Origin of the sequence: Flavobacterium sp. UBA4197 (assembly GCF_002379575.1) — a bacterium.
Lineage (GTDB): Bacteria > Bacteroidota > Bacteroidia > Flavobacteriales > Flavobacteriaceae > Flavobacterium > Flavobacterium inviolabile.
Genome location: NZ_DFUB01000029.1, coordinates 1 through 23683, shown reverse-complemented (window position 1 = coordinate 23683; position 23683 = coordinate 1). Strand labels below are relative to the sequence as shown.

Sequence of the window (23683 nt, the reverse complement as noted above, 5' to 3'; positions counted from 1 at the left end):
AACAGTAATTCCTTATCGGCTAATCGCTTCATTTTACAATAACAATTTGCTTTCTTCAGAATTTCTTCGAAATTGAACCCGTATCTTAGCTACATGAAAATTCTTATTATCGAAGACGAAAAGGAACTGGCTCTGGATATAGCACAATATATGTCCGGGGAAAACTATTTGTGTGAGATAGCGGCTACTTATGATCAGGCACTTGACAAAATCCGGTTTTACAATTATGATTGTATTTTACTGGATTTAATGCTGCCCGGCGGTGACGGCCTTAAAATACTGGATTTTTTAAAAGACGAGAACAAATCGGAAGGTGTTATTATACTTTCGGCTAAGAATTCCTTAGAGGACAAAATAAAAGGCTTACAGCTTGGTGCCGACGATTATCTCGCCAAACCATTCCACCACTCCGAATTGGCCGCAAGGATCCACTCTGTCATCAGACGAAAACAGTTTGACAATTCCAATACAATTGTACTCAATGAGCTGCGTATCGATTTACTCGCCAAAACCGTTCACATTCACGACACCATAATCACGTTAACGAAAAAAGAGTTTGACCTGCTGATTTTCTTTATTGGCAACAAAAACAAAGTGATCTCCAAAAGTGCCCTCGCAGAACACTTATCCGGTGATATAGCCGATATGTTCGACAATCATGATTTTGTCTATGCGCATGTCAAAAATCTAAAACGGAAACTGCTGGAAGCCAATTGTGATCACTATTTAAAAACGATTTACGGAACCGGTTATAAATGGGAAATATGAGTAAATTATTGAACAAACCTTTTAAGGCATTTACCCTATATGCACTGCTTACGCTGATAGGCAGTATTCCTGTTTACTACTATGTTGTGGATTATATCTGGATCAAAGAACTGGACGAACACAACCAGATCATAAAAGACCGTATTGACGAACGGCTGCAGACCGTGAGCATCGAAAAACAAAAAATGGATACCATCCTGAAATTCTGGAATATCATGCAGCCTGGGACCACTTTGGTTCCGTCTGAAAACAATACCCTTATCCGGGACAGTATTTATACCGTGATACGGGAAAACAAACACGGTAATATACTCGAAAAAGATCGTTTCAGAGGTCTTGTCGCTCCCGTTTCCATTGCCGGGAAACACTACCGGTTAACAGTCGAAACCAATGTTGAAGAAACCGATGAAACACTGCTGGCGATTGCCCTGGTTACTTTCGTTTTTTTTAGTTTACTGGTAATTGGCTTTATTGTACTCAATAAAAAAATTGCCAAAGGAATCTGGCGCCCTTTCCAAAATACCCTCACCCAATTAAAAGCCTTTGACTTAACAAAGCACAAAAACATTCAGTTTGAAAAATCTGATATTGCCGAATTTGAAGAGCTCAATGAAGAACTGGAAAAACTCATTGCTAAAAATATTACCGCCTATCATTTACAGAAGACCTTTATTGAAAATGCTTCTCATGAACTGCAGACACCGCTGGCAGTGCTGAAATCCAAAACCGATTTATTACTGCAAAACAAAGATATTACCAGTGAACAATTGCTGATCCTGAATGCCATTAATGTGCCTCTATCCAGAGTGAGCCGGATCAATAAGAACCTTTTATTGCTTGCCAAAATTGAAAACCAGCAGTTTGAAGATATCGAAACGGTAAACATTACCGCCATTCTGGATGAAAGTATCGAAATGCTGGCTGATTATATTACCGATAAAAACATCGCATTACACTTTCAAAATAAGGCTTCCGTACTTATTTCCTGCAATAAATCGCTGCTAGAAATATTAATCAATAACCTACTAACCAACGCAATACGCCATAACAGCACCAATGGCAACATTACAATAACCATCGAGGACGGGAAACTGACTTTTTCAAACTCCGGAGATAATCCGCTACGGCAAAATACATTATTCCAACGTTTTTCCGTGAGCTCATCGGCTACGACAAACAGCGGTTTGGGACTGGCAATTGTCAAAGAGATCTGCAACCGTTACCATTGGCAGATTGTTTACTCCTTCGAAAAAAACAGGCATCTGTTTTCGGTAACATTCTAAGAATTCAGAATATCTTCTAAATTGGTATGGAACTTTGGTCTGTAAATTAATATGATCAGACTATGAAAGCCCTCCCATGTTTCGCTATTCCAAAATCATTCTTCAAAATTTTAGCCTTATCCGCTATGCTGTTTTTTATGCCCGGCGGAACAACCTTATGTACTGCCCAAACGGTAAAAGTTACTGTTTCCGGTGTTGTAAACGATTCGCATAAAAAAGCTTTACCCTTTGTAAATGTTGTTGTTAAAACAGAAAAAGAAGCTGTTTTTGTAACCGGAACCGTTACCAATGAAGAAGGACGGTTCAAGCTTACCGACCTCAGCCCCGGAAGCTATATCCTGGAGGTTTCCTTTATTGGCTATACGTCCAGAACGGTACCGCTTTTTGTGGGAACCCTCAGCGATTATCTCGATATTCCTGCCGTGGAACTGGAAGAAAGCGTAACCGCTTTAAATGAAGTGATTGTAACGGCGGCGAAACCGGATGACAATACGGAAAAAATGGACAAAAAATCCTATGCCGTAAAAGACAATATCAGCCAGGCCGGAGGTTCGGTACTGCAGGCGATGCAAAATTTACCGGGAATTACCGTCCAGGACGGAAAGGTGCAGCTTAGGGGAAATGAAAAGGTTACCGTTTTAGTCGACGGCAAACAAACGGCCATGACCGGCTTTGGCGGCCAGTCCGGGCTGGACAATATTCCTTCCTCTGCTATTGAAAAAATCGAGATCATCAATAATCCGTCTGCCCGCTATGATGCTAACGGTAATGCCGGTATTATCAATATTATCTATAAAAAGAACAAACAGCAGGGCTTTAACGGGAAAGTGGGTTTTACAACCGGATTGGGAGCTTTATGGGAGCGACATGAAAATTTACCTTCCATACGTCCGCAGTATCAGGCAACGCCAAAAATAAATCCTTCCGTTTCCCTGAACTACCGCAAAAACAACATTAATGCTTTCTTTCAGGGGGATTACCTGTACACCCATACCTTAAATAAAAACGAGTTTGTTACCCGTACATACAATGACGGAACGGTTATTAACCAGCAAACGAAGCGGAATCGCAATACCGGATTTCTAACACTAAAAGCCGGAACAGACTGGAATATTGACGATCGCAATACGCTAACCGTTTCCGGATTATTCAGCAGTGAGAAAATAATCGATCGCGGTGACGAACCTTTCTTTAATGCCGATTTAACCGAACGCCATCGTTTATGGCAGTTTCTGGAAGACGAATTAAAAACAACCGCGATGTTTTCCGGTACCTATCAGCATAAATTTAAAGAAGCCGGGCATTTATTGAATATCGGGCTTCATTATACCTTCCACCGCGAAGATGAGAAATATTTCTTCGACAATATTATGCCGGATTTTACCGGGAAAGATGCCTTTAAATTACTATCGGACGAACATGTAACCGATTTTACGGCCGATTATATCCGTCCGCTAAAATATGGCCGTATTGAAGGCGGTCTGAAATTCAGAAGACGGGAAATTCCAACGAACATGCAGTTTTTTCCGGGTGTAAATTCGCCTTTGGATGTTAATGCCGGCGGATGGGCAACCTATAAAGAAACGATTCCCGCCCTATACGGAAACTATATTTTTGAAAATAAAAAACTGGAAGCCGAAATTGGCTTGCGCCTGGAATATGTAAACCTGCAATATGATGTAAATCCGGAACACAACACCTATACCAGTAACGGGTATAACTATACACAGCCTTTTCCGAATGTCCGGTTTGCCTATAAAATCAATACCCGAAACAAGCTGTCGTTTTTTTACAACCGCCGCGTGGACCGTCCGAATGAAATCGATATCCGTATCTTCCCGAAATATGATGATGCCGAAATCATTAAAGTCGGTAATCCGGACCTGCGTCCGCAGTTTACCAATACGCTGGAACTTGGTTATAAAAACAACTGGAAAAGCGGTAGTTTCTATACGGCGCTCTACCATCGGTTTGCCAATGGAACCATTACCCGTATTGCCAGTACTGTTCCGGGAAGCAATCTGATTTATAATATTTTTCAAAACGTAAACAAAAGCTATAATACCGGTATCGAATCGGTGATATCCCAGGAAGTCACACAATGGCTGAAGTTTAACCTCAATGCTAATTTTTATGAAAATCAGATCGATGCTTTTACCGTAACAAATAAATATCCTGTTACGCATACTTTCAGCGCCGAAAAACAGCAGCAATTTTCCGGGAATACGAAGCTGAACACCATTTTCAATTTGCCGAAAGATTTCGATCTGCAACTCACCACAACCTATTTGTTACCGGATATAATTCCGCAGGGAAAAATTGAAAGCCGGTTTTCTGTTGATATGGGCATCAAAAAAAGCATACAGAAAGGCAAAGGCGAATTGTTTTTAAATGCTTCCGATCTATTCAGCACTTTAGTTATCAAAAAAGAGATACAAGGTGACGGTTTTAATTATACCAGCCGCGATTACTATGAAACACAGGTAATCCGCCTTGGTTACAACTATAAATTCTAACAATACTTAATTTTAAAGGATACCCCATGAAAGCTTTCTCCATTTCCGTCTTGTTTATCGGATGCTTTTTTACAGTTGCATCCGGATGCGCACAGGTTAAAACCGACAGTATTGCCATTACTGCTATTCCGCAGCCGCAGGCTTTAAAGTTCAATTACAAACAGCTCATCATTCCGGCAGCTTTAATGACATACGGTATTATTGGTATTGAAAGTGACGCCATAAAATACTGGAATTCTGAATTAAAGGATGAAGTAACGGAAAACATTGATAAAAAAATCACCATTGACGATTTTAGCCAATATGCGCCTGCCGCAGCCGTATACGGTTTAAACCTGATGGGTGTAAAAGGGAAGCACAACCTAAAGGACCGAAGCATTATTCTGGGAACTTCCTATTTACTGATGTCGGGCAGCGTATTGGGTTTAAAAAGCCTTACAAAGATTGAAAGACCGGACGGAAGCGGAAACAATTCCTTTCCTTCCGGGCATACGGCAACTGCATTTGCCGGAGCAGAATTTTTATGGCAGGAATATAAGGATGTTTCCATCTGGTATGGCCTTTCCGGATATGCTGTAGCCGCCGGTACCGGTTTTTTCAGGATGTACAACGACAAACACTGGCTTACCGATGTGGCCATGGGAGCCGGTATTGGGATACTGAGTACCAAAGTGGCCTATTGGATCTTTCCGTATGTAAACAACAAAATCTTTAAATCAAAAAAGAAAGAAGCGGCAATGATTGCTCCCTTTTACAGTGATCATCAGTATGGAATGGGACTGATTTACAATTTTAAATAAGCCAATCCGGTTTGGCATACGTCACCAGATCGGCTTTCTTTTTCCGCAATAAAAAAACCTTGTCCATGCGGCAAGGTTTTTCGTTTTATATCGAATACCGGCAAACATTAAGGAACAAGTACTGCCCTTCCTTTTATCTGGCCATGTCGTAATTTATCATACACTTCAAGTGCCTGATCCAGGCTGTATTTTTCTACTTCAATATGGATTTTCTTTTGTCTGGCAAGACCTATCACTTCGATTAACTCAGCTCTGGAACCCCAATACGGATTGGTTAAACTCACGCCGAATGGCAATCCGTTCATATTGTATTCATATTTTCCGCCGCCTAATCCGACAATGGTTAAATCGCCGTCAAGACCAACAATTTTTGTTCCTAGGTCGATTGTGGAAGAAGCGCCCACAAAATCGATCACGACTTTTGCTTTTTTAATGCCGGTGATCTTTTGTATCTGCTCGGCAGCATCTTTATCGGTTGAATTAATCGCATAGCCGGCACCGAGTTGTTTTGCAAATTCCAGTCTTTCCGGAGTGATATCGCAGGCAATGATCGTAGCGCCGCTCATTTCCGATAAAATCTGTAACGCAACATGCCCCAATCCGCCAACTCCGATAACCACCACATACTCGTCCGGCATTAATTTATGCAGAGAGCGTTTAATAGCCGAATAAGGCGTTAGTGCGGCATCGGTTAACGGTGCGGCAATAACCGGATCCAGGTCATGGATAGGCACCAATAAACGGGAAGATGGCACCAGCATATAGTCGGCCATACCGCCGTTAAGTCCTAATCCGCCGCCAAAAGCCTGTTCCGACTGATGGTCGCAATAGTTTTCCTGCGAATGCTGGCAAGGCTTGCAATGTCCGCAGCCCCAAGGCCCGTAAACCAAAACTGCATCTCCTTTTTTAAATCCTTTTACATCCTGCCCGATCTCCTCTATCCATCCTGCATTTTCATGTCCCAATGTAAACGTAACACCGGAAACGATTCCGTCGTCAATGATATGCAAATCGGAATGGCACACACCGGCTCCCCCGATTTTTAATAATACTTCATCTCCGGACGGAGTCGGTTTTTCTAAATCATTTATAATCCTTACATCTTTGTGTCCATAATATCGTACTGCTTTCATGATATTGTTTTTAAATGTTTTATCCTATAAATTTACTCAAAACAGACCGTATAAAAAGTTAATACATTCTTATAATTCTGTTTTATTTTCAAATATTTGCAAGTATTGTATTGCAATTTCACTGCTCAATCTCCGGCTTATTTTACGTTTCCAGAACAACAAAACCCTTGCAAACATTACGTTTACAAGGGTTTTACGGTATTCTGAAGTGGCTTTTTAGCTATAAGACATCGTCTTTTGTATATTCCAGTAAATCACCCGGCTGGCAGTCCAGTGCTTTACAGATCGCTTCCAGCGTACTAAACCGTATTGCTTTGGCTTTACCGGTTTTGAGTATGGAAAGATTAGCCAATGTCAGTTCTACTTTTTCAGACAGCTCATTTAAAGACATCTTTCTTTTCGCCATCATTACATCTAAGTTTACTATTATCGGCATGATTTATACGGTTAGTTCGTTTTCTGACTGGATTTCGATTCCTTTATTAAAGATTTGTGCTATAAAGTAGATAATCCCTGCAAAAAACAGGTATTCGGCACCACCGCCTAAATGTTCATCCAAAACAGGCAGCACAACACTTTCTTCCGTTAGCCATTCCGCATAAGCGTTGCCCGTTACGCTAAAAACCCCGATCGCTAAGGCAACATAGCTGATCTTTAAAATCAGTGCTGCGATTTCCGTGCTGAAAGGATGGACAAAATTTATTTTCAGAAAGATCTTAATCACAAAATAAAACAGATAGGCTTTTAGAATCCACAACAAAACAAGTAAGGATCCCAGCCGCACATAATGGAAGGTGCTATAATCTTTAAGCGCATACAGATTAAGTTCCAGATACAGATTTTTTGCTCCTGCCGGATCTATAAAAAGGCTTACTAAAAAAGAGAAAAGTATAGCACCGGCTTTAATACACAAACCGATAAATATAATCCAGGTAGCAACCTGCAATACCGATAAAATTTGTTTTGTATTTTTTTTCATAACGGAGAATTTAGAATTACATGCCAAATATAAATAAATATTTATCGAAAAACAATAAATTTTTATTTTTAAAACATATATCCTATAATCCGCAATCACTGTTTGTAAATCCCTGTTTAAAAAACGGTATCTTTATGTTAACCGATTAACGACAGACAAATCAGCATTATGACAACAGCAGCACAAATCGCAAAACATTTTAAAGACGTTCATTTTGGAGGTAACTGGACCTGTGTGAACATGAAAGATACTCTGGAAAATGTAGACTGGCAGCAGGCCACCACAACGGTATACAACCTCAACACTATAGCTGCTTTGGTTTTTCACATTAACTATTATGTGGGCGCAATTTCGAGGGTATTGCAGGGAATGCCGCTGGAAGCCAGCGATAAGTTCAGTTTTGATGTCCCGCAAATCACTTCGGAAGCAGCATGGCAGGATCTGGTAAATAAAACCTATGCCGAGGCGGAACAGCTGGCCTCGCTTATTGAAAATATAGCCGATTTAAAATTATCCGAAGCGTTTACCGATCCGAAATACGGAAGCTACTACAGGAATTTGCAGGGTGTCACCGAACACACGCACTATCACCTCGGACAGATCGTACTGATCAGGAAAATACTAAACGAAATGAATCAGGATGTCTGAATCGCATTGCCGGAAGGCGCAGCTTAATCTGCTGCGTCCATGGCCATTTCCCAATCTTCTTTTTTAATTTCATAAACGAAATTGCGTTTGGGAGCTTCTCCGTAATATGCGATATCTTCTTCGACTATTTTAACCGCTCCTAATCGCGAAATGGCTATCTGCGATCGTACATTTAAGGCTCCGATATTAAAATATACCTTGTCTACATACTGAAAGATATACTCCATCATTAACTTTTTAACAGACGGGTTCATCCCTTTGCCCCAAAACTTTGTTCCGTAAAAAGTATAACCAATCAGAATACTGTTGTCCTTTTCATTATAATCGTAAAAACGGGTACTTCCGGCCACTTCTCCGGTTTGGATATCCACAATCTTAAAAGCTCCTTTGCTCTGCATGGCGCCGTCAAAAAAGGATTGGAAAATATCTTTCTGCCAACGATCTTTATTGGGATGCTGTTCCCATACTTTGGGATCGGATGCTACTGCATACAAAGCGTCAAAATCATCTTTAAGCAAAGGAAAAAGGATTACCTTATCGTTTTCTAAAATTGGCTGTATCGAAAAATTCATAACTACAAATCGTATTAATGTCCGTTGGTTTTACAAATGCAAACCTGAATATCAAAGATACTTTAATTTATACTAAAATCCGGAAATGTTGTGGTATTCATTGGAATAAAACTGAAAAAAATCCTGCACGACAACAGGACTTTTTTCAGCTTATAATGCTTTTAGCCGGTGCTTTTTGCCTCTTTATTTTTCGGCATGAAGTCCAATCCTGTTACCCTCGGAATCTAAAATAACGGCTATATATCCGGCATTGATGCGCGTTTTGGGTACGATCACTTTTCCGCCTGCTTTTTCCGTTCGGTCCAGTACCGGTTGTATTTCCGGACTGGCATTGATATACAGCAGGGAACCGTTTTGTGACGGGGAATTGGTGCCGGATTTTGTGAGTACGCCGGTTACCCTGCCCGATGTAGCCTGGATAACGTTCGGATCATAAGGGAAGAAACAAAGTTCCTCGGCTGTTTCCGGGAAAGTCCTTGTGGTCATTTCAATGTCCAGAATCGTTTCATAAAACGTTTTGGCGCTCTGCATATCCGAAACCGGGATCTCAAACCAGGTAATGACATTCGTTTCAGGATTGATTTTTTGTAACTGTTGCATGATCTATTTGTTTCTGCAAAGTTCAAAAAGGCCCGGGATTTCATCCTGTGACAATTGTCACATAATTACATTTCCAGACTGCGTTTCCGGATCCGGCTTAACGTTTCGCGTGTCACACCAAGAAAGGAAGCCAGTTGCGTCAGCGGAATACGCTGCAGCATCAACGGATAATTGATCTCGACATAGCGCAATCGTTCCTTGGCTGCATACAATTTAAATAGCGTTGCAAATTCTTCCTGCTTGGTCGCCAGTAAGCGAAGGCAATTGCGCCCCAGTGCATCAACCTCGGGAGTTTGCCGGGCTATTTGCAGCAGCTTTTGTTTATCAAAAAGCACCACTGTTAGCGGCTCGCAGGCTATAATATTGAATTCAGATTTCAAACCGGTGCCAAAACTGGTTATATTGGTAGCGATCTCATTTTCAAAAAAGAAACCGGTATTTTTAATGATACCGTCTATCTCATAATAACTTTTGCAATAGCCTTTTTCTACATAAAATAACGTATCACAAACCTGTCCTTCCTGTAATAACAACTCATTTTTATGAAACTTCTTTTTGGTTAATGCCGGTTGCAGTTTTTCCCAGCTTTCCTCTGAAAAATCTGTCAGAAAATGTATATATTTTAAAAGGCTATCCATCCGGTTACTTATTATATATTTCTTTTATTGGGTCTGATAATCAATATGCAATACTTATTTTCTGCTAATTACGGATTTTTTAATTTATCCTACAACATCTTTTCGCATTGTAACAGTTAGTAAGCTTATTCTGAGCATAAAAAAGTCCTGCCAAAATAGTATTGACAGGACCAATTATTAGGATTAATGTGTATATAAACTAATGTCCGGCTATAAAATCCTGGTAATTCTTCTCACTTTCAAAATAGGCTACATTGCCGTGCACTTCATCCAGCAGCACAATAAATGCCGTGGCTTTGTCTACCTTTGCGCCGGTATGTGCATCAACAGCCATGCGGACAGTGGCATCTTCCGGAATTCGCTTGACGCACATATCGCAGCAGCCGTAGTACATTTTCCCGTCAAAAGGAACTTCCATTTGCTTTTTGCCCATATAGGCATCATTAACCATACACACCAGTTCATTCGGAACCTGCTCCCCTTTTTTATAAACTGCCGGTAAAGACCCCGGATTATCGGGTGTTACTGCCGCAACCGCTGTTTCCTTTTCAGGTGTTACAGGCTTCTCTTTCGGATTACAGCTTATCATTAGGATACCTGTAAAGAAAAATATCCCGTATTTTTTTATTGTTCTCATACGCATTGCTTTTTAATTATTATTCATTGCCTCTTGCTTATTGCCATTTGCATTTGCTCATTGCCCCTTGCCTTTTGCCTCTTCCTTATTCCCTCTTAACCATCATCCCCTCCTCAATTTCTTCCGTTGCTTTCAGCAGTATCTTATCGCCTTCTTTCAGGCTTCCAAAAACCTCAACCAGCTCCGGAAGCGAACGCCCTTTTGATACGGTGATGTGCTTTGTTTTCCCGTTAGCCACGCCAATCACATACAATCCCGTATTGCTTTCCACCAAAGCCGTTTTCGGGACAAAAATGGTTGCTGTTTTTGCCTGTAACGGCAATACGGCTTCTACGACCATCAACGGTTTTAAATCATTGTTCGGATTCAGGATGTCTGCTTCAATGCGTTCGGAACGCAGTTTGAAATCCAGCACACCGGATTTACGGGAAATTCTTGCGGTATACTTCTTTTCGGGTAGCGACACCACTTTAAAAGGAATCGAATCCCCCAGATTTAAATAAGGCGTATGGGCTTCCGGCACCGAAAAGGATACCCTTAGTTTTTTTAGATCCTGCAAAACCAATAACGGTTTATCGGAACCTTTGCCCATAGGGCCCACATAGGAACCCAGATCCACATTCCGTTCCGCTACGATACCGTCAAACGGCGCCCGAATAACCAGGTAATCCGTCATAATCTGTATTTCCTGACAGGCTGATTTTGCTGCTTCCAGCTGCGCCTGATCGGCTAACTTCCGGGCGGTAATCTGGTCCAATGCATCTTTGGCAATAGCTCCAACGGTCTGGTTGGCTTTAAACAAACGGTCATAATTGGCTTTTGTAGCAATATAAATCGCTTCCTGGGCTTTCCATTTCGATTTGGCCGCAGCTAACTGTGCCTGGATTTCCGGTGCTTCCAGTGTCATTAAAATCTGGCCTTTCGTTACCGTAGTTCCAATATCGACCGCCAGTTTTTTAACATAGCTGTTTACCTTGGCATAAATCGCGGTTTTCTGGTCGGCTGCTAATTCCCCGGCCAGTTTTAGCGGAATCAGCGGATTTTGTTTCGTCACGGCAACCGTTTCAAAACTTTGCATCATCATTGGCTTTGCCGGTGCTGCTGCTTTATTTTTATCGTTGGAATTACAGGATACCAATACTATTCCTATAAGGGTATAATAGATTAACTTCATAATGTTACTTTTCTAATGTTAAATAATGAATACTGTTTTCATCGTCCGGATCCAGTGACGGAGATGTTGTAGCGGTTTTATGCTGGATCCACACAAAAACCAACGGCAATAAGACCAATACGCTGAATGAAGAGGCTATTAATCCGCCAATCACCGCTCTTCCCAACGGGGCAACCTGATCACCGCCTTCTCCATGACCAATTGCCATTGGCAGCATTCCGGCTATCATCGCCAAAGTGGTCATTATAATCGGACGGATCCGTAAAGATACCGCCTGTAGCGCCGCCTGCATTGCATCGCCATTTTGCAGGCGTAAGGTTTCGGCATTACTGATCAGTAAAACAGCATTGGCAATGGAAACTCCAACAGACATAATGATTCCCATATACGATTGCAGATTCAGTGTTGAGCCGGTTATTTTCAGCAGCAGCAACGATCCTAAGATTACAAAAGGAACCGTCGTCAGGATTACAAACGACACTTTAAAAGACTGGAAATTTGCAGTCAGCATCAGGAAAATAACCACAATTGCAATTAATAATCCGGCAGCCAGACTGTTCATGGTTTCATCCAGTACCGGCACCATACCGGACACCTGAACATTCACGCCCTTGGGCAGTTCTCCTAAAGAAGCAATAGCAGCCTGTACGTCTTTCTGAGCTCTTCCCAGATCGGACTGGTGGATATTTGCCGTTACCGGAGTGTAGCCCATCGTTCCCAGATTGTAGCTTTCGCCCATTACTTTTGTTGGCGTAACGGTGGCAACATCCCCTAAAACCGGGCGGTCCCCGTTTTTCCCAAGAGGAGTATTCAGCAATGCTTCTTTGCTGTTCAGCAGGTTTTGAGGCGTTTGCACCTGTACGTCATAGGCAATTCCCATCATACCGCCTACCCACATATTCTTACTGGTATAGCGGGAAGATGCCGTTGTAGGAATCAGCGAACGGCTTATATCCTGCGCATCAATCCCCAGTTGTGCCGCCCGTATCCTGTCGATATTAATCTCAAATGCAGGATATTGTAACGACTGAGGAATCTGCTGGTCGCGCAGGTAGTCGATTTCTTTTAGTTTTGCCAGTAATTTATTCGCATACATCACATTCATTTTTTTCATCATTCCCGAAAAACGAACTTCAATAGGCGTATTCGTTCCCTGGCTCAGGATCTTCTCGGTCAGCTCTATCGGTTCAAAAGAAAATTGTATCGCCGGCATTTTCTCTTTCATGTGTTTCCGGATTTTTTCTTTTAACGCATTGGTGTTTCTGCTATAGTCCTTTAATGCCACCTGCATTAAGGCTTCGTGCGGACCGGCATTGTAGAGATAGATCGGGCTTACAGCAAAGGACGAAGGATGCTGTCCTATAAAAACCGAAGAAATAGCAATGTGCTCTTTCCCGATAAGGGTTTCCAGTTCCCGTAAAGACTGTTTGATTATCCGTTCTGTTTTTTCAATACGGGTTCCTTCCGGTGCTTTGATGCGCACCTGAAACTGGCTGGAGTTAACCGTTGGCAAAACGTCTTTCCCGGTCAGGCTGAACAATGCAAAAACACTCAGCAATACCAGTACAAAACTGCCAATGATAAGCGGTTTCCGCTTTGGCATCAGCCGCTGTACAAACTGTACAAAACGGTTTTTAAACCGATCGAATGCACCCGGCTGCTGTTCGTGCTGTCCGGCCTTGTCTTTCATCAGCCAGTTCGCCATTACCGGAACAAACGTCTGGGACAATATAAAGGAAAATACCATTGAAAATCCAATAGCCAGTGCTAATGGCATAAACAATGAACCCGGTATGCCCGTCATCATAAAAGCCGGGGCAAATACCGCCAGGATACAAAGCAGTATCAGCAATTTAGGAAAGGCTATCTCTTTACAGGCATCCAGAATGGCTCTTGCCCTGGTTTTGCCCATAGCGAGGTGCTGGTGAATGTTTTCAATGGTAACGGTACTTTCATCCACAAGTATACCGATAGCCAGTGCCAGTCCGGACAGGGACATGATATTGATACTCTGCCCGAATAGCTTCAGGAACAATACTCCGGAAATAACCGATATCGGAATGGTCAGTACCACAATTAAAGCGGCTCTCCTGTCACGCAGGAACAGTAACACCATTAATCCGGTCAGGATGGCTCCTAAAATACCTTCAACGATCAGGCTTTTTACGGCATTGATCACATATACCGACTGGTCAAATTCATACGAAATGGTTACATCTTCCGGTAAATTGTTCTGGATGACCGGGATTGCTTTTTTCAGATTCCTGACCACGTCCCAGGTGGAGGCATTCCCCGATTTGGCAATATTGATATAAACGGAACGGACGCCGTTAATCAAGGCATATCCGGTTGTAATATCAGCACCGTCCTTTACCGTAGCAATATCACGGATATAAATATTATCCACACCACCTTTAAAAACCGGGATGTTTCCAAAATCGGCCACATCTTTAATCGTGTTGTTTGTCGGCGTCAGGTAATTCGTGTCCGCTATATAAATATTTCCGGACGGCGAAGTGATGTTGTTGCGGTTTATCGCTTCTACCACCTGTTCCGGTGTTAACTGGTGGGTACGCAGTTTATTCGGATCGATATTGATCTCAATCGTTCTCGGGCTTCCTCCAAAAGGCGGAGCAGTTGTTAAACCGGGAATCTTAATCAGGAACGGACGTGCCGTAAAATTGGCAATATCCTGCAATTCATTATTGGTTTTGTCCGGACTTCTGAAAACCAATTGGCCTACCGGCTGGGAAGAAGCATCAAAACGGATGATAAACGGCGGCGGGGCGCCCGGCGGTAAAAATACCTGCGAACGATTGGAAAGTGCATTGATCTCGGCTATTGCCTGTCCCATATCGGTTCCTTCATAAAAGTTAACTTTCATCAGCGTCAATCCCTGGGTATTTTTTGTTTCAATGCTTTCGATTCCGCTGGTAAACAGCATCATGTTCACATACATCTTGGTAAAATAGCCTTCCATTTGCTGCGGCGTATAACCGTTAAAGGAATGGGCTATATAAACAACCGGAAGATTCATATCCGGCAGGATGTCGACTTTTATTTCTTTAGTAGCTTTAATCCCGAAGAATAAAAGCCCTAATACCATTACCATAACGGAAATGGGTTTGCGCAAGGCAAAGCGTATTAAATTCATAATTTCGGGGTTTAGTGTATAGCGTTCAGTAAAATGTTCAGATCGCCCATAGCGGCCGCTTTGATCCATAAGGCCTGCCAAATATTGTTCTGTGCGATTTCATACTCGATTTCTGCTCTGTTGAGCATATAGAATGCCTGGGTCAGATCGACAATGGTTGTTAGTCCGTTGTCGTACAAAGCCGTATGCTGACGATAAGCATCGTCTGCCGCTTTTACCTGGGTTTTCGTTTCTTCAAAATTCTCAAGGGCATTTTTGAGTTTATCGGCTGCCCATAACTGCTGCGCTTTAAGCTCCTGCTGCGTATAATCGTATTCCTTTTGCAGGGATTCCGTTATGAATTTTTGTTCCCGTATTTTCGAAGATTGCCGGTACAGGCTGGTCAGGTTCCAGCTCATCGTCAGCCCTACAATATAGTTGCTGCGGTCGATCCCTACGCCATCCGAATAGGTTTTGGAAAAAGCGCTGTTATCCTGTACATAATTCCAGTCAAAACCGGAGCCGCGTCCCTGCAATACCCCAAATGCGGCAAGCGTGGGAAGTCCCAAAGCCGATTGCAGTTTTTCCTGCTGCCCGCTTTTTGTAACAACACTTTTTTGCCATTCAAGTACCGGGTGCGCCGTTAGGTCTAACGCTGTTTCCGATGCAAAAAGCGGCATCGTAGTGGTAAAAACACTGTCCAGTTGGTAGTGCGCATACTCCTCACCCAGCATGACCGCCAAGGTTTTGGAATATTCCAGCTCCATGTCAAACGCTTTTATCCTCGCCGACTGTGCATTGGCAACTTCAGCTTTGGCAACCGAAAAGTCTACACCGGGAATCAATCCGCTGTTCGCACGGCTTTCGGTCGTTTCGGCAACAACCTTGGCCCGTTCCAGGTTTTTCTCCTGTACATACTTGATGCGCTGTGCTGCCAAAAGATTAAAATAGGCAGCGCCTACTTTGACTTTATGCTGAAACTTGGTTTGTTCTAAGTCCTTGTTTGCTACACTTTCATCTGCTTTTGCAATGGCGACCTGGTTTTTGAGTTTGCCGAAAGTAAAGAGATTCCAGTTTACATTGGCTAAATAAAGTGATCCGAAAGCGGCATTCCAGTTTTGTTCGGCCAGCGGCATGGATGTCGAGGCGACTCCCAAACCGCCATAGCCATACAAAGGTCCGTTTTGAGCATTAATAGTCCCGAAACTTTGTTGGGCTACCAGGGTCAGATCTGGTAAATACTGACTTTTTTGATACTGTATCGTTTGTTTTGAAGCTTTTTGTACCGCTTCTTTGGCTTTTATTTTTTCGAAATTCTGAACAGAACGTTCAAGCGCATCAGCCAGTTTTGTGGTTTGTCCCTGGACGGATCCTGCGACAAAGCATAGCACTGACCATGCAAAGAATTGCATTTTCATACATGATTATTTAAAATTAAACAATAGAAATTCGGTGGTAAATACCGGAAATACCACGCAATTCAATTGTTAACAATCAAATACGGTAAACGCAATAAAAAATATAGAGGGGATTGGCAGGAAGGGGTTTGGAGTGATAAACGAACTTTGGGGTCGCTGTTGTTTCAACAGTTACAGCCGGTTCGAACACAGCTCCGAAAAAACGGTGCGGTACTGCCTCACCTAAGTATTTATGGCTGACATCCAACTGTTTTGCCAATACCGTTTTTTCATTCAGCTTAAATTCCTGCTGCGCTTTTTTACAACAATCCTTCTGGTGTTTTTTGTTGTTCTTAATACAGTGCGGGCAATTTTCGGCTGTTGGATTGTTTTCCTGATGTAACGTGATGTTTTGCGTTACTCCTTTACATAAATGTGAATAGGTAGTAAATCCGGAGGATACTACCATATATAAAGTGGCTAAAAACAGGAGAACTATTCTTTTCAATTTTCGCAATTATCGGTACACAAAGCTACTGTTATTTATCCTGTTCTCTTTTTACTAATCACGCTTCTGTTTATACGATTCGGACATTTACCGGATCAAAACAGCAACATTACTACTTAAAACAGACATATTTCACTTTCACTCTTGTCCATATCACGCCCTGATCCGGTGCTGCCATACCGGCAAAAAAAATACTGCTCCGAAACCCGAAGCAGTATACGATCATTATAAAATAAATGAATTATTTTTTTGATTCTTCTACAGATACTTTTCTGAATTCTTTTAAAAGTTTGCTTAATTCTAAAGCTGACTTACGGGCTCTTGTTCCGGCTGCTTTATTTCCTTTTTCTACTTGAATTTCAGATTCAGCTTTGAATGTCTCAATTTCGGCGTTGATTTTAACTAATAAGTCTTTCATGATAATATATTAAAATTAAGCTGCAAAAATACTAATTCCTCTTAATTCACGGGCTATTGAAAGGAATTATCTCCTAATTTATTTAGCATCATACGGCTATCAAACAATAACTTTTACAGTAAGTAACCGGCACGATATTCAACTTTCCGGTATTTTAAAACAGCAACCGCTTCTTTTACAGCATGCTACCGTAAAAATAAAAGAGAGGGAATGCAAACGTCCCCTCTCCTTCTGCAAGGAAGTAATAATTTACTTAAGATTACTTTCAATTCACTTGTAAACGCCCTACCAATCAAATTAAACAACTTCACAAAATTCTTGGCAAGTAATAATCTTTGTTTTCAATTTAACCGATAATTATGACTACAACATTATTAGCACTGTCATTGGCTTTTGCTTCCTTTTTTGTTAACTAACTGTTTTTAATTCAATAACGACACGGCGACATCCGTTTCAATTATCTACGTTCCTAAATTTATTTACACTTTTTAAACAATCATTTTCTTAAAAAAAGCTATCGCTAAGCTTTTTCCCTGCCTAATGCTTTCATCCTTTTTAGCATTTCTACAGCTTTAGTTTCAGCATCAGGACACTACAAATGGAGAAAAAATAATGCTGAAAACAAAAAATTACACTACACAATTATACTCAATCCGGAAACTTTTTTTTGAACCCTTATCCATAAAGATATCCCAGCCGGCAAGTGGTTTGAGGCGAGTGGTACTCAAAAAATGTTTTGTGTACAATTGCGTAGGATGGAGCGGGAAAAAGGCTGTTTAATGGTGCTAATATACGGCATTAAAAAACCGCCTCTTTTAGAAAAGGCGGTTTGCTTTGAAAAATATCGTGTGCTGTTTTAATCCGTTTTTAGATTGTCCTGAACAAATTGCCAGCAGTATTCTTTAATACTTTGTCTTACTTCCCGAAATTGCCGGTGTATCTCCGGAAGCGTTCCGGTAGCCTGAGCCGGATCGGGAAAGTTCCGGTGCAGCTTTTGCGCTTTTGTCGGGAAAAACGGGCAGCGTTCTTTTGCATTATCACAAACGGTAATTACAAAATCGAAAGCGATGCCGGCATATTCATCAATACTATTTGATGTATGCCCGCTGATATCCACACCATCTTCTTTCATTATGGCAATAGCCAAAGGGTTCACACCGTGGGTTTCCACGCCTGCACTGTAAATTTCGGCAGTGCTGCCTGCAAAATAACGTAAATAACCTTCTGCCATCTGGCTTCTGCAACTATTACCGGTGCAGAGTATGAGTACTTTTTTTGGGGTCATAAAATTGTTTTTTAAGGTATAAACTTGTTCGGACTAACAGGATCAAGACGGGAACTTCTATCAAAGGCCCGATAACGCCAGCAAAGGCTTGCGGAGAATGGATTCCAAACACACCTATGGCTACAGCGATAGCAAGTTCGAAGTTGTTTCCTGTTGCGGTAAACGCCACAGCAGCATTTTTATCGTAAGGAATGCCAAAGGCTTTGCCGGTAAAAAAACTGATCAGGAACATCAGTACAAAATAGAGCAGCAAAGGGATGCTCACTTTAATTACGTCTTTGGGAAGTGCTAAAAAAGCTTCCCCTTTCAGGCTAAACATCAATACAATTGTAAACAACAGTGCATAGAGCGTAAAGGGGCTTATAAAAGGCAGGAACCGGGTTTGAAACCAGTGTTTTCCTTTCATTTTTATACAAGTGTACCGGCTTAAAAAACCAAGTACAAAAGGCAATCCCAGGTACAGCAATACGCTTTCGGTTACATCCCGCATCGGAACCGCAATATTAAAGCTTCCGATTCCTAATTTTTCCGGCAGCACATTCAGAAACAGCCATACATAAAAACTATAGGAAAAAATCTGAAAAATACTGTTTAAAGTAATTAGTAAAGCGGCATATTCCCTATTGCCTTTTGCCAGATCGTTCCAGACAATGACCATCGCAATACACCTGGCTAACCCGATTAATATCAGGCCGGTCATATAGGCCGGTTCATCCCGCAGCAGGATGACAGCCAAGGTGAACATCAGTAATGGTCCGACTATCCAATTGAGTATCAAGGAAACGGATAATACCGTTTTGTTCTTAATCGCTTTCGGCAATAAGCCATACTCTACTTTTGTCAGCGGCGGATAAAGCATTAACAGCAAACCTATTGCCAGCGGAATATTGGTAGTTCCCCAGGACAGGCTGTCGATTAGCGTGGTTATACCCGGAAAGATATTCCCCAACAGTATACCGAAAAGCATTGCCAGAAAAATCCACAGGGTCAGATACCGGTCTAAAAAACGAAGTTTGGTCTGCATCACGGGTTCTAATTAGCAGCATCCGGAATCCGGAGAACAACAGGCATCTGTTCCGGAATGGATTTCTGAAAGTTTTATTTTTGTTTTTTGCGGCGGTATTCCGCAGGCATCGTTGGCCAGACAGGCCGTTGTTTTATTTTTCAGTATAAAATTGTTCCCGTTAAAATCAAGATCATATTTTCCGATCGTTTCACTTTGGTATTCCACTTCAATTTCCAGGTCTTCCATTTGTAGTTTTGCTTCGGAAAGTTCTATAATATGAAGCAGTTTAGCCGGTTTTAAACGGTGTTCATAATCATCGGCATCCCATAACTGGAAGTTGGCTACTTTTTCATGACGAACGGTACCTCCGCAATCTATAAAGTGGCGGGTAATGATTCCTACTTCTGTTACATGAAAGTGTTCGGGCACAAAACTTCCGTTTTCGAGCTGAAAAGCGACATTATCCAATGCCGGCAGCATTTCTTTTACTTGTGATAGTTTCATAAATGGTTGTTTTATTTAATTATAATATCGCATTATTACGATGGTTTATTTTAAAAAAATGCTAACAGCATTTTTCTATTCCTGCGTTTTCAATAAAAAAGTTATTGAGTTCGCTTTTGATCTGTTTCCAGTTCTGTTCGTCAATACAATAACAAACACTGGTTCCTTCAATATTTCCTTTTATAATCCCGATGTTTTTCAATTCTTTCAGATGCTGGGATATCGTTGCCTGTGCCAGTCCTAACTCTCCGACCAAATCATTACAAATGCAGCTGTTTGCTTTAATGATATGTTGCAGGATCGCTATCCGCGCCGGATGAGCCAATGCTTTCAGTATGGTTGCCAGCCGGTTTTGTTCTTCGTTAAATATGTCGGATTTGGTTACGCCCATTTTTATCTTTATTACATCGCAATATTACGATAATTAATTTGATTTAAAATCAATTCCTCCATTTTTTAGTCTGTCTTTTCCCGAATACTACTATTTACCGGATTGTATCTATTGCTGTTCGCTGTATATTTTTAATAATGCTAAAGCCAGATTCGGTTCAATACGGGTGATTCTTCCGGTAGTAATATTCACCCCGACACCAACATTAGCAGGCCCTATCCCTATCCCGGTCATGCCGATACCCGAAAAACTAAGGAAAGTACTGTATTCGTTTTCTCTTCTTTTAATCCACAAAGCCATCCCGGTAAAACCGCCTTTGCTCACTTTAATTTCTTCACCGATTTTTACATCGAATACTTTAAACTGCCCGTTGCCGATTTCATATTTTTCTCCCTGGACTTTATAGCTTTGTGTCTTGTTTTCGGTGAGGTCCTGACTACCATAAACAAAAATCTTATTTTTAGGAATGTGTATAACGTTAGCCTCAAAAAGGGCATCCTCACAAAAAAAAGTGCTCAGAATCAATTCCCCGGTGGCATTGTCTAATTTTCTAAAACTTTCAAATTTAAAAGCATTGGCACCATATTTCTGGGTTTCGCTTTTTATCTTATCAAACAGCCGGACTACATTTTTAAGTTCCCCTGTTGCTTTTACTGTAGCAATTAACCGGGCATTGGCGAGATCCGTTTTTTCCGTTAAATAAATAAACTGCCTGTACTTAGGGTCTTCAATAGAATCATTTTTCCGGAGAAACTCGATATGCTGTGAAAAAGAGTAATGTGCTAAAAAAAGTAATCCTAAAATCAGTAATTTTTTCATCTGCTTATTATATTAATGGTACCGGAAAAAAAGCAGTCTAAAATAGTGCTTTTCCCTGAAATCCCGGTTAAAAATGGTTTTGTTTATGGAATCGAAAAAACGTTAATATGCTTTTGTTCGGAACGGTTCAGCCGATAGCTGGCAGTACACCATAAAAAAAAGCTGAAGTTTAAAAACTCCAGCTTCTCTAATTTATTTTTTAAACACTATTTTTTGGCTTTGTCCAAAGCACCTTTAGCGTCTTCTTTTACTTTTTCAGCACCAGCTTTAACATCTTCCACTGCTTTATTGGTAGCGTCTTTTACTTCACCAGCAGCTTCTGTAGCTTTTGCTTTAGCAGCATCCCAGGCGCTTTTCGCTTTATCAACAGCTTCCTGAGCTAATTTTTCAGCAGCTTTATCGCCTTTTGCTTTAGCTTCCTCTAAGGATTTTTCAGCGGCTTTTAAATCTTCCTGCAGTTTTGTTTCCTCCGGATTTGCTTCAGGAGCTACCTCAGGTGCCGGCGGCGGTGCTACTTCCATAGTTTCTTCTTCCGGTTTTGGCGTTTCTTTTTTACAAGATGTTGCAAATAATAATCCGCATAATGCCAGGGTTAATGTTAGCTTTTTCATTGATCTATAATTTTTATGGTTTAAACTTATTCCTAAAATTATAAAAAAAATAAATCAATTCACTTATTTTCAGCGTAAATCATTATTTTTTAATAAAAAACAAATGCTAAATACTTTTTTAAGCAGTTGTTTTTAAATATTTCTTTCTCTATTCCTTAATATGCATCAACAATGGACTGCTGTTTCAAAACAGCAATGCCGGTTTCGTATATCGGATTTTTATATTTCCGGCACACTTTACTGCTTTATTCTTTTCCTGTTTCACAATTAGTCGGTATTTTTGTGTGCTTAAAGTCCTTTCCTAATGATTACTAAACCTTCCCATCCAATCTACAATATTCATTTTGGTTTGGTTTGCTTAAGCTCCCTGTTATTTTCTGCCAGTTTTAACATGCTCATTCCCGAGCTGCCGGATTATCTGAGCAGTATGGGCGGAGCAGAATACAAAGGATTGATCATTGCCTTATTTACGTTAACCGCCGGGATTTCCCGCCCTTTTAGCGGCAGGCTGACCGATACCTTAGGGAGAGTGCCGGTAATGGCAACCGGTTCGATAGTATGTTTTATCTGCGGCTTTTTATACCCGGTATTGGGAACCGTTTCCGGATTCCTGTTTTTACGACTGCTTCATGGTTTTTCCACCGGTTTTAAGCCTACCGCCACCGCTGCCTATGTGGCCGATATTATTCCGCGGGAACGCTGGGGCGAAGCACTCGGTATTCACGGGCTGTGTTTTAGCACCGGAATGGCAATAGGTCCCGCCATAGGAAGTTCCATTAAGTTATATTCGTCCATGAATATGCTGTTTTATGCTTCCTCCGGATTTGCCTTATTATCAATTCTTATTCTGATGAATATGAAAGAAACGCTTAAAAATAAAGAGCGTTTCCGGTTTTCCATTCTTAAAATATCCCGAAAAGACATTATAGCTGTAGAGGTTTTACCGGCAGCAATTGTTACCTTTTTATCTTATGTTGCCTATGGCGCCATACTGACACTGATTCCGGACTGGAGCGAACACATGGGAATTGCCAACAAAGGTTTGTTCTTTATGGTTTATACCATTGCCTCGCTGGTTATCCGTTTTGTTGCCGGTAAGGCTTCCGATAAATACGGCCGTATCCACGTTATAAAAATCGGTCTGGTACTCCTCTTTATCTCGCTCTTTGTTATCGGCTACTCCGAAAGCTTTACCGGATTAATGCTCGGATCCACCATTTACGGAGTGGCAACCGGAATCTTATCGCCGGCTTTAAATGCCTGGACGGTCGATATGAGTCATGCCGATCACCGCGGTAAAGCAATGGCTACCATGTATATTGCTTTGGAGGCCGGAATCGGACTGGGCGCCCTGTGTGCCGGTTGGTACTATCAGGATGTGATTGCTAAAATACCGGTCATTATGTATGTAACGGCTGGAATTACCGTTTTGGCACTGCTATACATGCTGCTGCGTACAAAAACGGAACTGAAAACAGAATAACTATTATTTCCTGATAAAATGATAACGGGCGGCTATATAGCTGCCCGTTTTTTTGACAGGCACGCCTGAAAAACAGCTAATTTTCCCCGGGCTGATTTCCGTATCTTTTTGTCTGAAACTACGTTTACATAGCGGACAATTGGCTTTTTTTAGAATTAAATACTACTTTTTCAAACATTATTCTAAATTTTATTTGTATATCTCAAAATAAAGTTTTATATTTATCCTGTTGTAATACAACAACATACACTCCCCATTAAAATAACATACGGTTATCGTTCCCCATATAACCAAAACAAACAGCAACAGGAACAGCCTTTTGCTGCACCGGGTGTTTTTTGTGTAAACCCACAAAAGTACTGCCCGGTAAACAGGTACTA

The 23683-nt window shown here is 41.3% G+C and carries 24 protein-coding genes; 6 read left to right on the top strand and 18 right to left on the bottom strand.

All coding sequences use genetic code 11. The features are described 5' to 3' along the window. Positions 1 to 93: 93 nt before the first annotated feature. The 4 genes from B3394_RS15275 (at position 94) to B3394_RS15260 (ending at position 5367) form a co-directional block, all read left to right on the top strand. Positions 94 to 768 carry a response regulator transcription factor gene (locus B3394_RS15275; protein ID WP_177735285.1) on the top strand — a complete coding sequence of 225 codons (675 nt, stop codon included), beginning with the start codon at positions 94 to 96 and terminating at the stop codon, positions 766 to 768. After that, complete coding sequence (locus B3394_RS15270; RefSeq protein ID WP_286926554.1) at positions 765 to 2051, top strand: sensor histidine kinase; 1287 nt, start codon at positions 765 to 767, stop codon at positions 2049 to 2051. Before B3394_RS15275 ends, B3394_RS15270 begins: the two co-directional genes overlap by 4 nt. A 62-nt stretch (positions 2052 to 2113) precedes the next feature. Further along, a complete protein-coding gene (locus B3394_RS15265; RefSeq protein WP_349677597.1) occupies positions 2114 to 4567 on the top strand; it encodes an outer membrane beta-barrel family protein in 2454 nt (817 codons plus the stop codon). 26 nt (positions 4568 to 4593) lie between these two features. After that, positions 4594 to 5367, top strand: coding sequence for a phosphatase PAP2 family protein (locus B3394_RS15260; RefSeq protein WP_177735289.1), 774 nt, complete (start codon positions 4594 to 4596; stop codon positions 5365 to 5367). Positions 5368 to 5474: 107 nt separating this feature from the next. On the opposite strand, the gene B3394_RS15255 is transcribed toward B3394_RS15260, so the two are convergent. The 3 genes from B3394_RS15255 to B3394_RS15245 all read right to left on the bottom strand — a co-directional run bounded on the left by B3394_RS15255 (position 5475) and on the right by B3394_RS15245 (position 7479). Then, on the bottom strand, positions 5475 to 6500 hold the full coding sequence (locus tag B3394_RS15255) for an NAD(P)-dependent alcohol dehydrogenase (RefSeq protein ID WP_273247113.1): 1026 nt from the start codon (positions 6498 to 6500) through the stop codon (positions 5475 to 5477). Between the two features lie 220 nt (positions 6501 to 6720). Beyond that, positions 6721 to 6936 (bottom strand): helix-turn-helix domain-containing protein, encoded by a 216-nt coding sequence (locus B3394_RS15250; RefSeq protein ID WP_177735293.1) that lies wholly within the window; start codon positions 6934 to 6936, stop codon positions 6721 to 6723. A 3-nt stretch (positions 6937 to 6939) separates the two neighbouring features. Beyond that, a complete protein-coding gene (locus tag B3394_RS15245; protein ID WP_177735295.1) occupies positions 6940 to 7479 on the bottom strand; it encodes a DUF2975 domain-containing protein in 540 nt (179 codons plus the stop codon). Between the two features lie 168 nt (positions 7480 to 7647). Between B3394_RS15245 and B3394_RS15240 the strand changes: the two genes are divergently transcribed. After that, on the top strand, positions 7648 to 8127 hold the full coding sequence (locus B3394_RS15240) for a DUF1572 domain-containing protein (protein ID WP_286926542.1): 480 nt from the start codon (positions 7648 to 7650) through the stop codon (positions 8125 to 8127). Between the two features lie 23 nt (positions 8128 to 8150). Here B3394_RS15240 and B3394_RS15235 read toward each other — a convergent pair whose 3' ends face one another. From B3394_RS15235 to B3394_RS15165, 15 genes are all read right to left on the bottom strand, one after another. Beyond that, positions 8151 to 8699, bottom strand: a complete 549-nt coding sequence (locus B3394_RS15235; protein WP_286926540.1) for a GNAT family N-acetyltransferase — start codon at positions 8697 to 8699, stop codon at positions 8151 to 8153. 183 nt (positions 8700 to 8882) lie between these two features. Beyond that, on the bottom strand, positions 8883 to 9299 hold the full coding sequence (locus B3394_RS15230) for a VOC family protein (protein WP_286926538.1): 417 nt from the start codon (positions 9297 to 9299) through the stop codon (positions 8883 to 8885). A gap of 65 nt (positions 9300 to 9364) precedes the next feature. Further along, the gene (locus B3394_RS15225; protein ID WP_177735304.1) at positions 9365 to 9937 is read right to left on the bottom strand and encodes a Crp/Fnr family transcriptional regulator; all 573 of its coding nucleotides are present in this window, start codon (positions 9935 to 9937) and stop codon (positions 9365 to 9367) included. Between the two features lie 199 nt (positions 9938 to 10136). Next, complete coding sequence (locus tag B3394_RS15220) at positions 10137 to 10574, bottom strand: hypothetical protein (RefSeq protein ID WP_286926502.1); 438 nt, start codon at positions 10572 to 10574, stop codon at positions 10137 to 10139. A gap of 85 nt (positions 10575 to 10659) precedes the next feature. Then, complete coding sequence (locus B3394_RS15215) at positions 10660 to 11748, bottom strand: efflux RND transporter periplasmic adaptor subunit (protein ID WP_286926500.1); 1089 nt, start codon at positions 11746 to 11748, stop codon at positions 10660 to 10662. Positions 11749 to 11752: 4 nt separating this feature from the next. Next, the gene (locus tag B3394_RS15210) at positions 11753 to 14902 is read right to left on the bottom strand and encodes an efflux RND transporter permease subunit (RefSeq protein WP_286926498.1); all 3150 of its coding nucleotides are present in this window, start codon (positions 14900 to 14902) and stop codon (positions 11753 to 11755) included. A gap of 11 nt (positions 14903 to 14913) precedes the next feature. Continuing rightward, on the bottom strand, positions 14914 to 16299 hold the full coding sequence (locus B3394_RS15205) for a TolC family protein (RefSeq protein WP_286926496.1): 1386 nt from the start codon (positions 16297 to 16299) through the stop codon (positions 14914 to 14916). 76 nt (positions 16300 to 16375) lie between these two features. Beyond that, the gene (locus B3394_RS15200) at positions 16376 to 16786 is read right to left on the bottom strand and encodes an HYC_CC_PP family protein (protein WP_177735315.1); all 411 of its coding nucleotides are present in this window, start codon (positions 16784 to 16786) and stop codon (positions 16376 to 16378) included. Between the two features lie 241 nt (positions 16787 to 17027). Continuing rightward, entirely contained in the window at positions 17028 to 17204 is a 177-nt protein-coding gene (locus B3394_RS15195; protein ID WP_177735317.1) for a histone H1, read from the bottom strand. 856 nt (positions 17205 to 18060) lie between these two features. After that, positions 18061 to 18489: an arsenate reductase ArsC gene (locus tag B3394_RS15190; RefSeq protein ID WP_286926493.1), complete on the bottom strand. Its 429-nt coding sequence runs from the start codon at positions 18487 to 18489 to the stop codon at positions 18061 to 18063. After that, positions 18452 to 19513, bottom strand: a complete 1062-nt coding sequence (gene arsB / locus B3394_RS15185) for an ACR3 family arsenite efflux transporter (protein ID WP_286926491.1) — start codon at positions 19511 to 19513, stop codon at positions 18452 to 18454. The genes B3394_RS15190 and arsB overlap by 38 nt, the downstream gene beginning before the upstream one ends. 12 nt (positions 19514 to 19525) lie before the next feature. Then, positions 19526 to 19999 carry a DUF6428 family protein gene (locus B3394_RS15180; RefSeq protein ID WP_286926489.1) on the bottom strand — a complete coding sequence of 158 codons (474 nt, stop codon included), beginning with the start codon at positions 19997 to 19999 and terminating at the stop codon, positions 19526 to 19528. 61 nt (positions 20000 to 20060) lie between these two features. Then, complete coding sequence (locus B3394_RS15175; protein ID WP_286926487.1) at positions 20061 to 20390, bottom strand: ArsR/SmtB family transcription factor; 330 nt, start codon at positions 20388 to 20390, stop codon at positions 20061 to 20063. A gap of 108 nt (positions 20391 to 20498) precedes the next feature. After that, positions 20499 to 21209, bottom strand: coding sequence for a hypothetical protein (locus B3394_RS15170; protein WP_273247107.1), 711 nt, complete (start codon positions 21207 to 21209; stop codon positions 20499 to 20501). 206 nt (positions 21210 to 21415) lie between these two features. Next, entirely contained in the window at positions 21416 to 21820 is a 405-nt protein-coding gene (locus B3394_RS15165) for a hypothetical protein (RefSeq protein WP_177735330.1), read from the bottom strand. 304 nt (positions 21821 to 22124) lie between these two features. On the opposite strand from B3394_RS15165, the gene B3394_RS15160 reads away from it, so the two are divergent. Next, complete coding sequence (locus tag B3394_RS15160) at positions 22125 to 23303, top strand: MFS transporter (protein ID WP_273247106.1); 1179 nt, start codon at positions 22125 to 22127, stop codon at positions 23301 to 23303. The last annotated feature ends 380 nt before the right edge of the window (positions 23304 to 23683 follow it).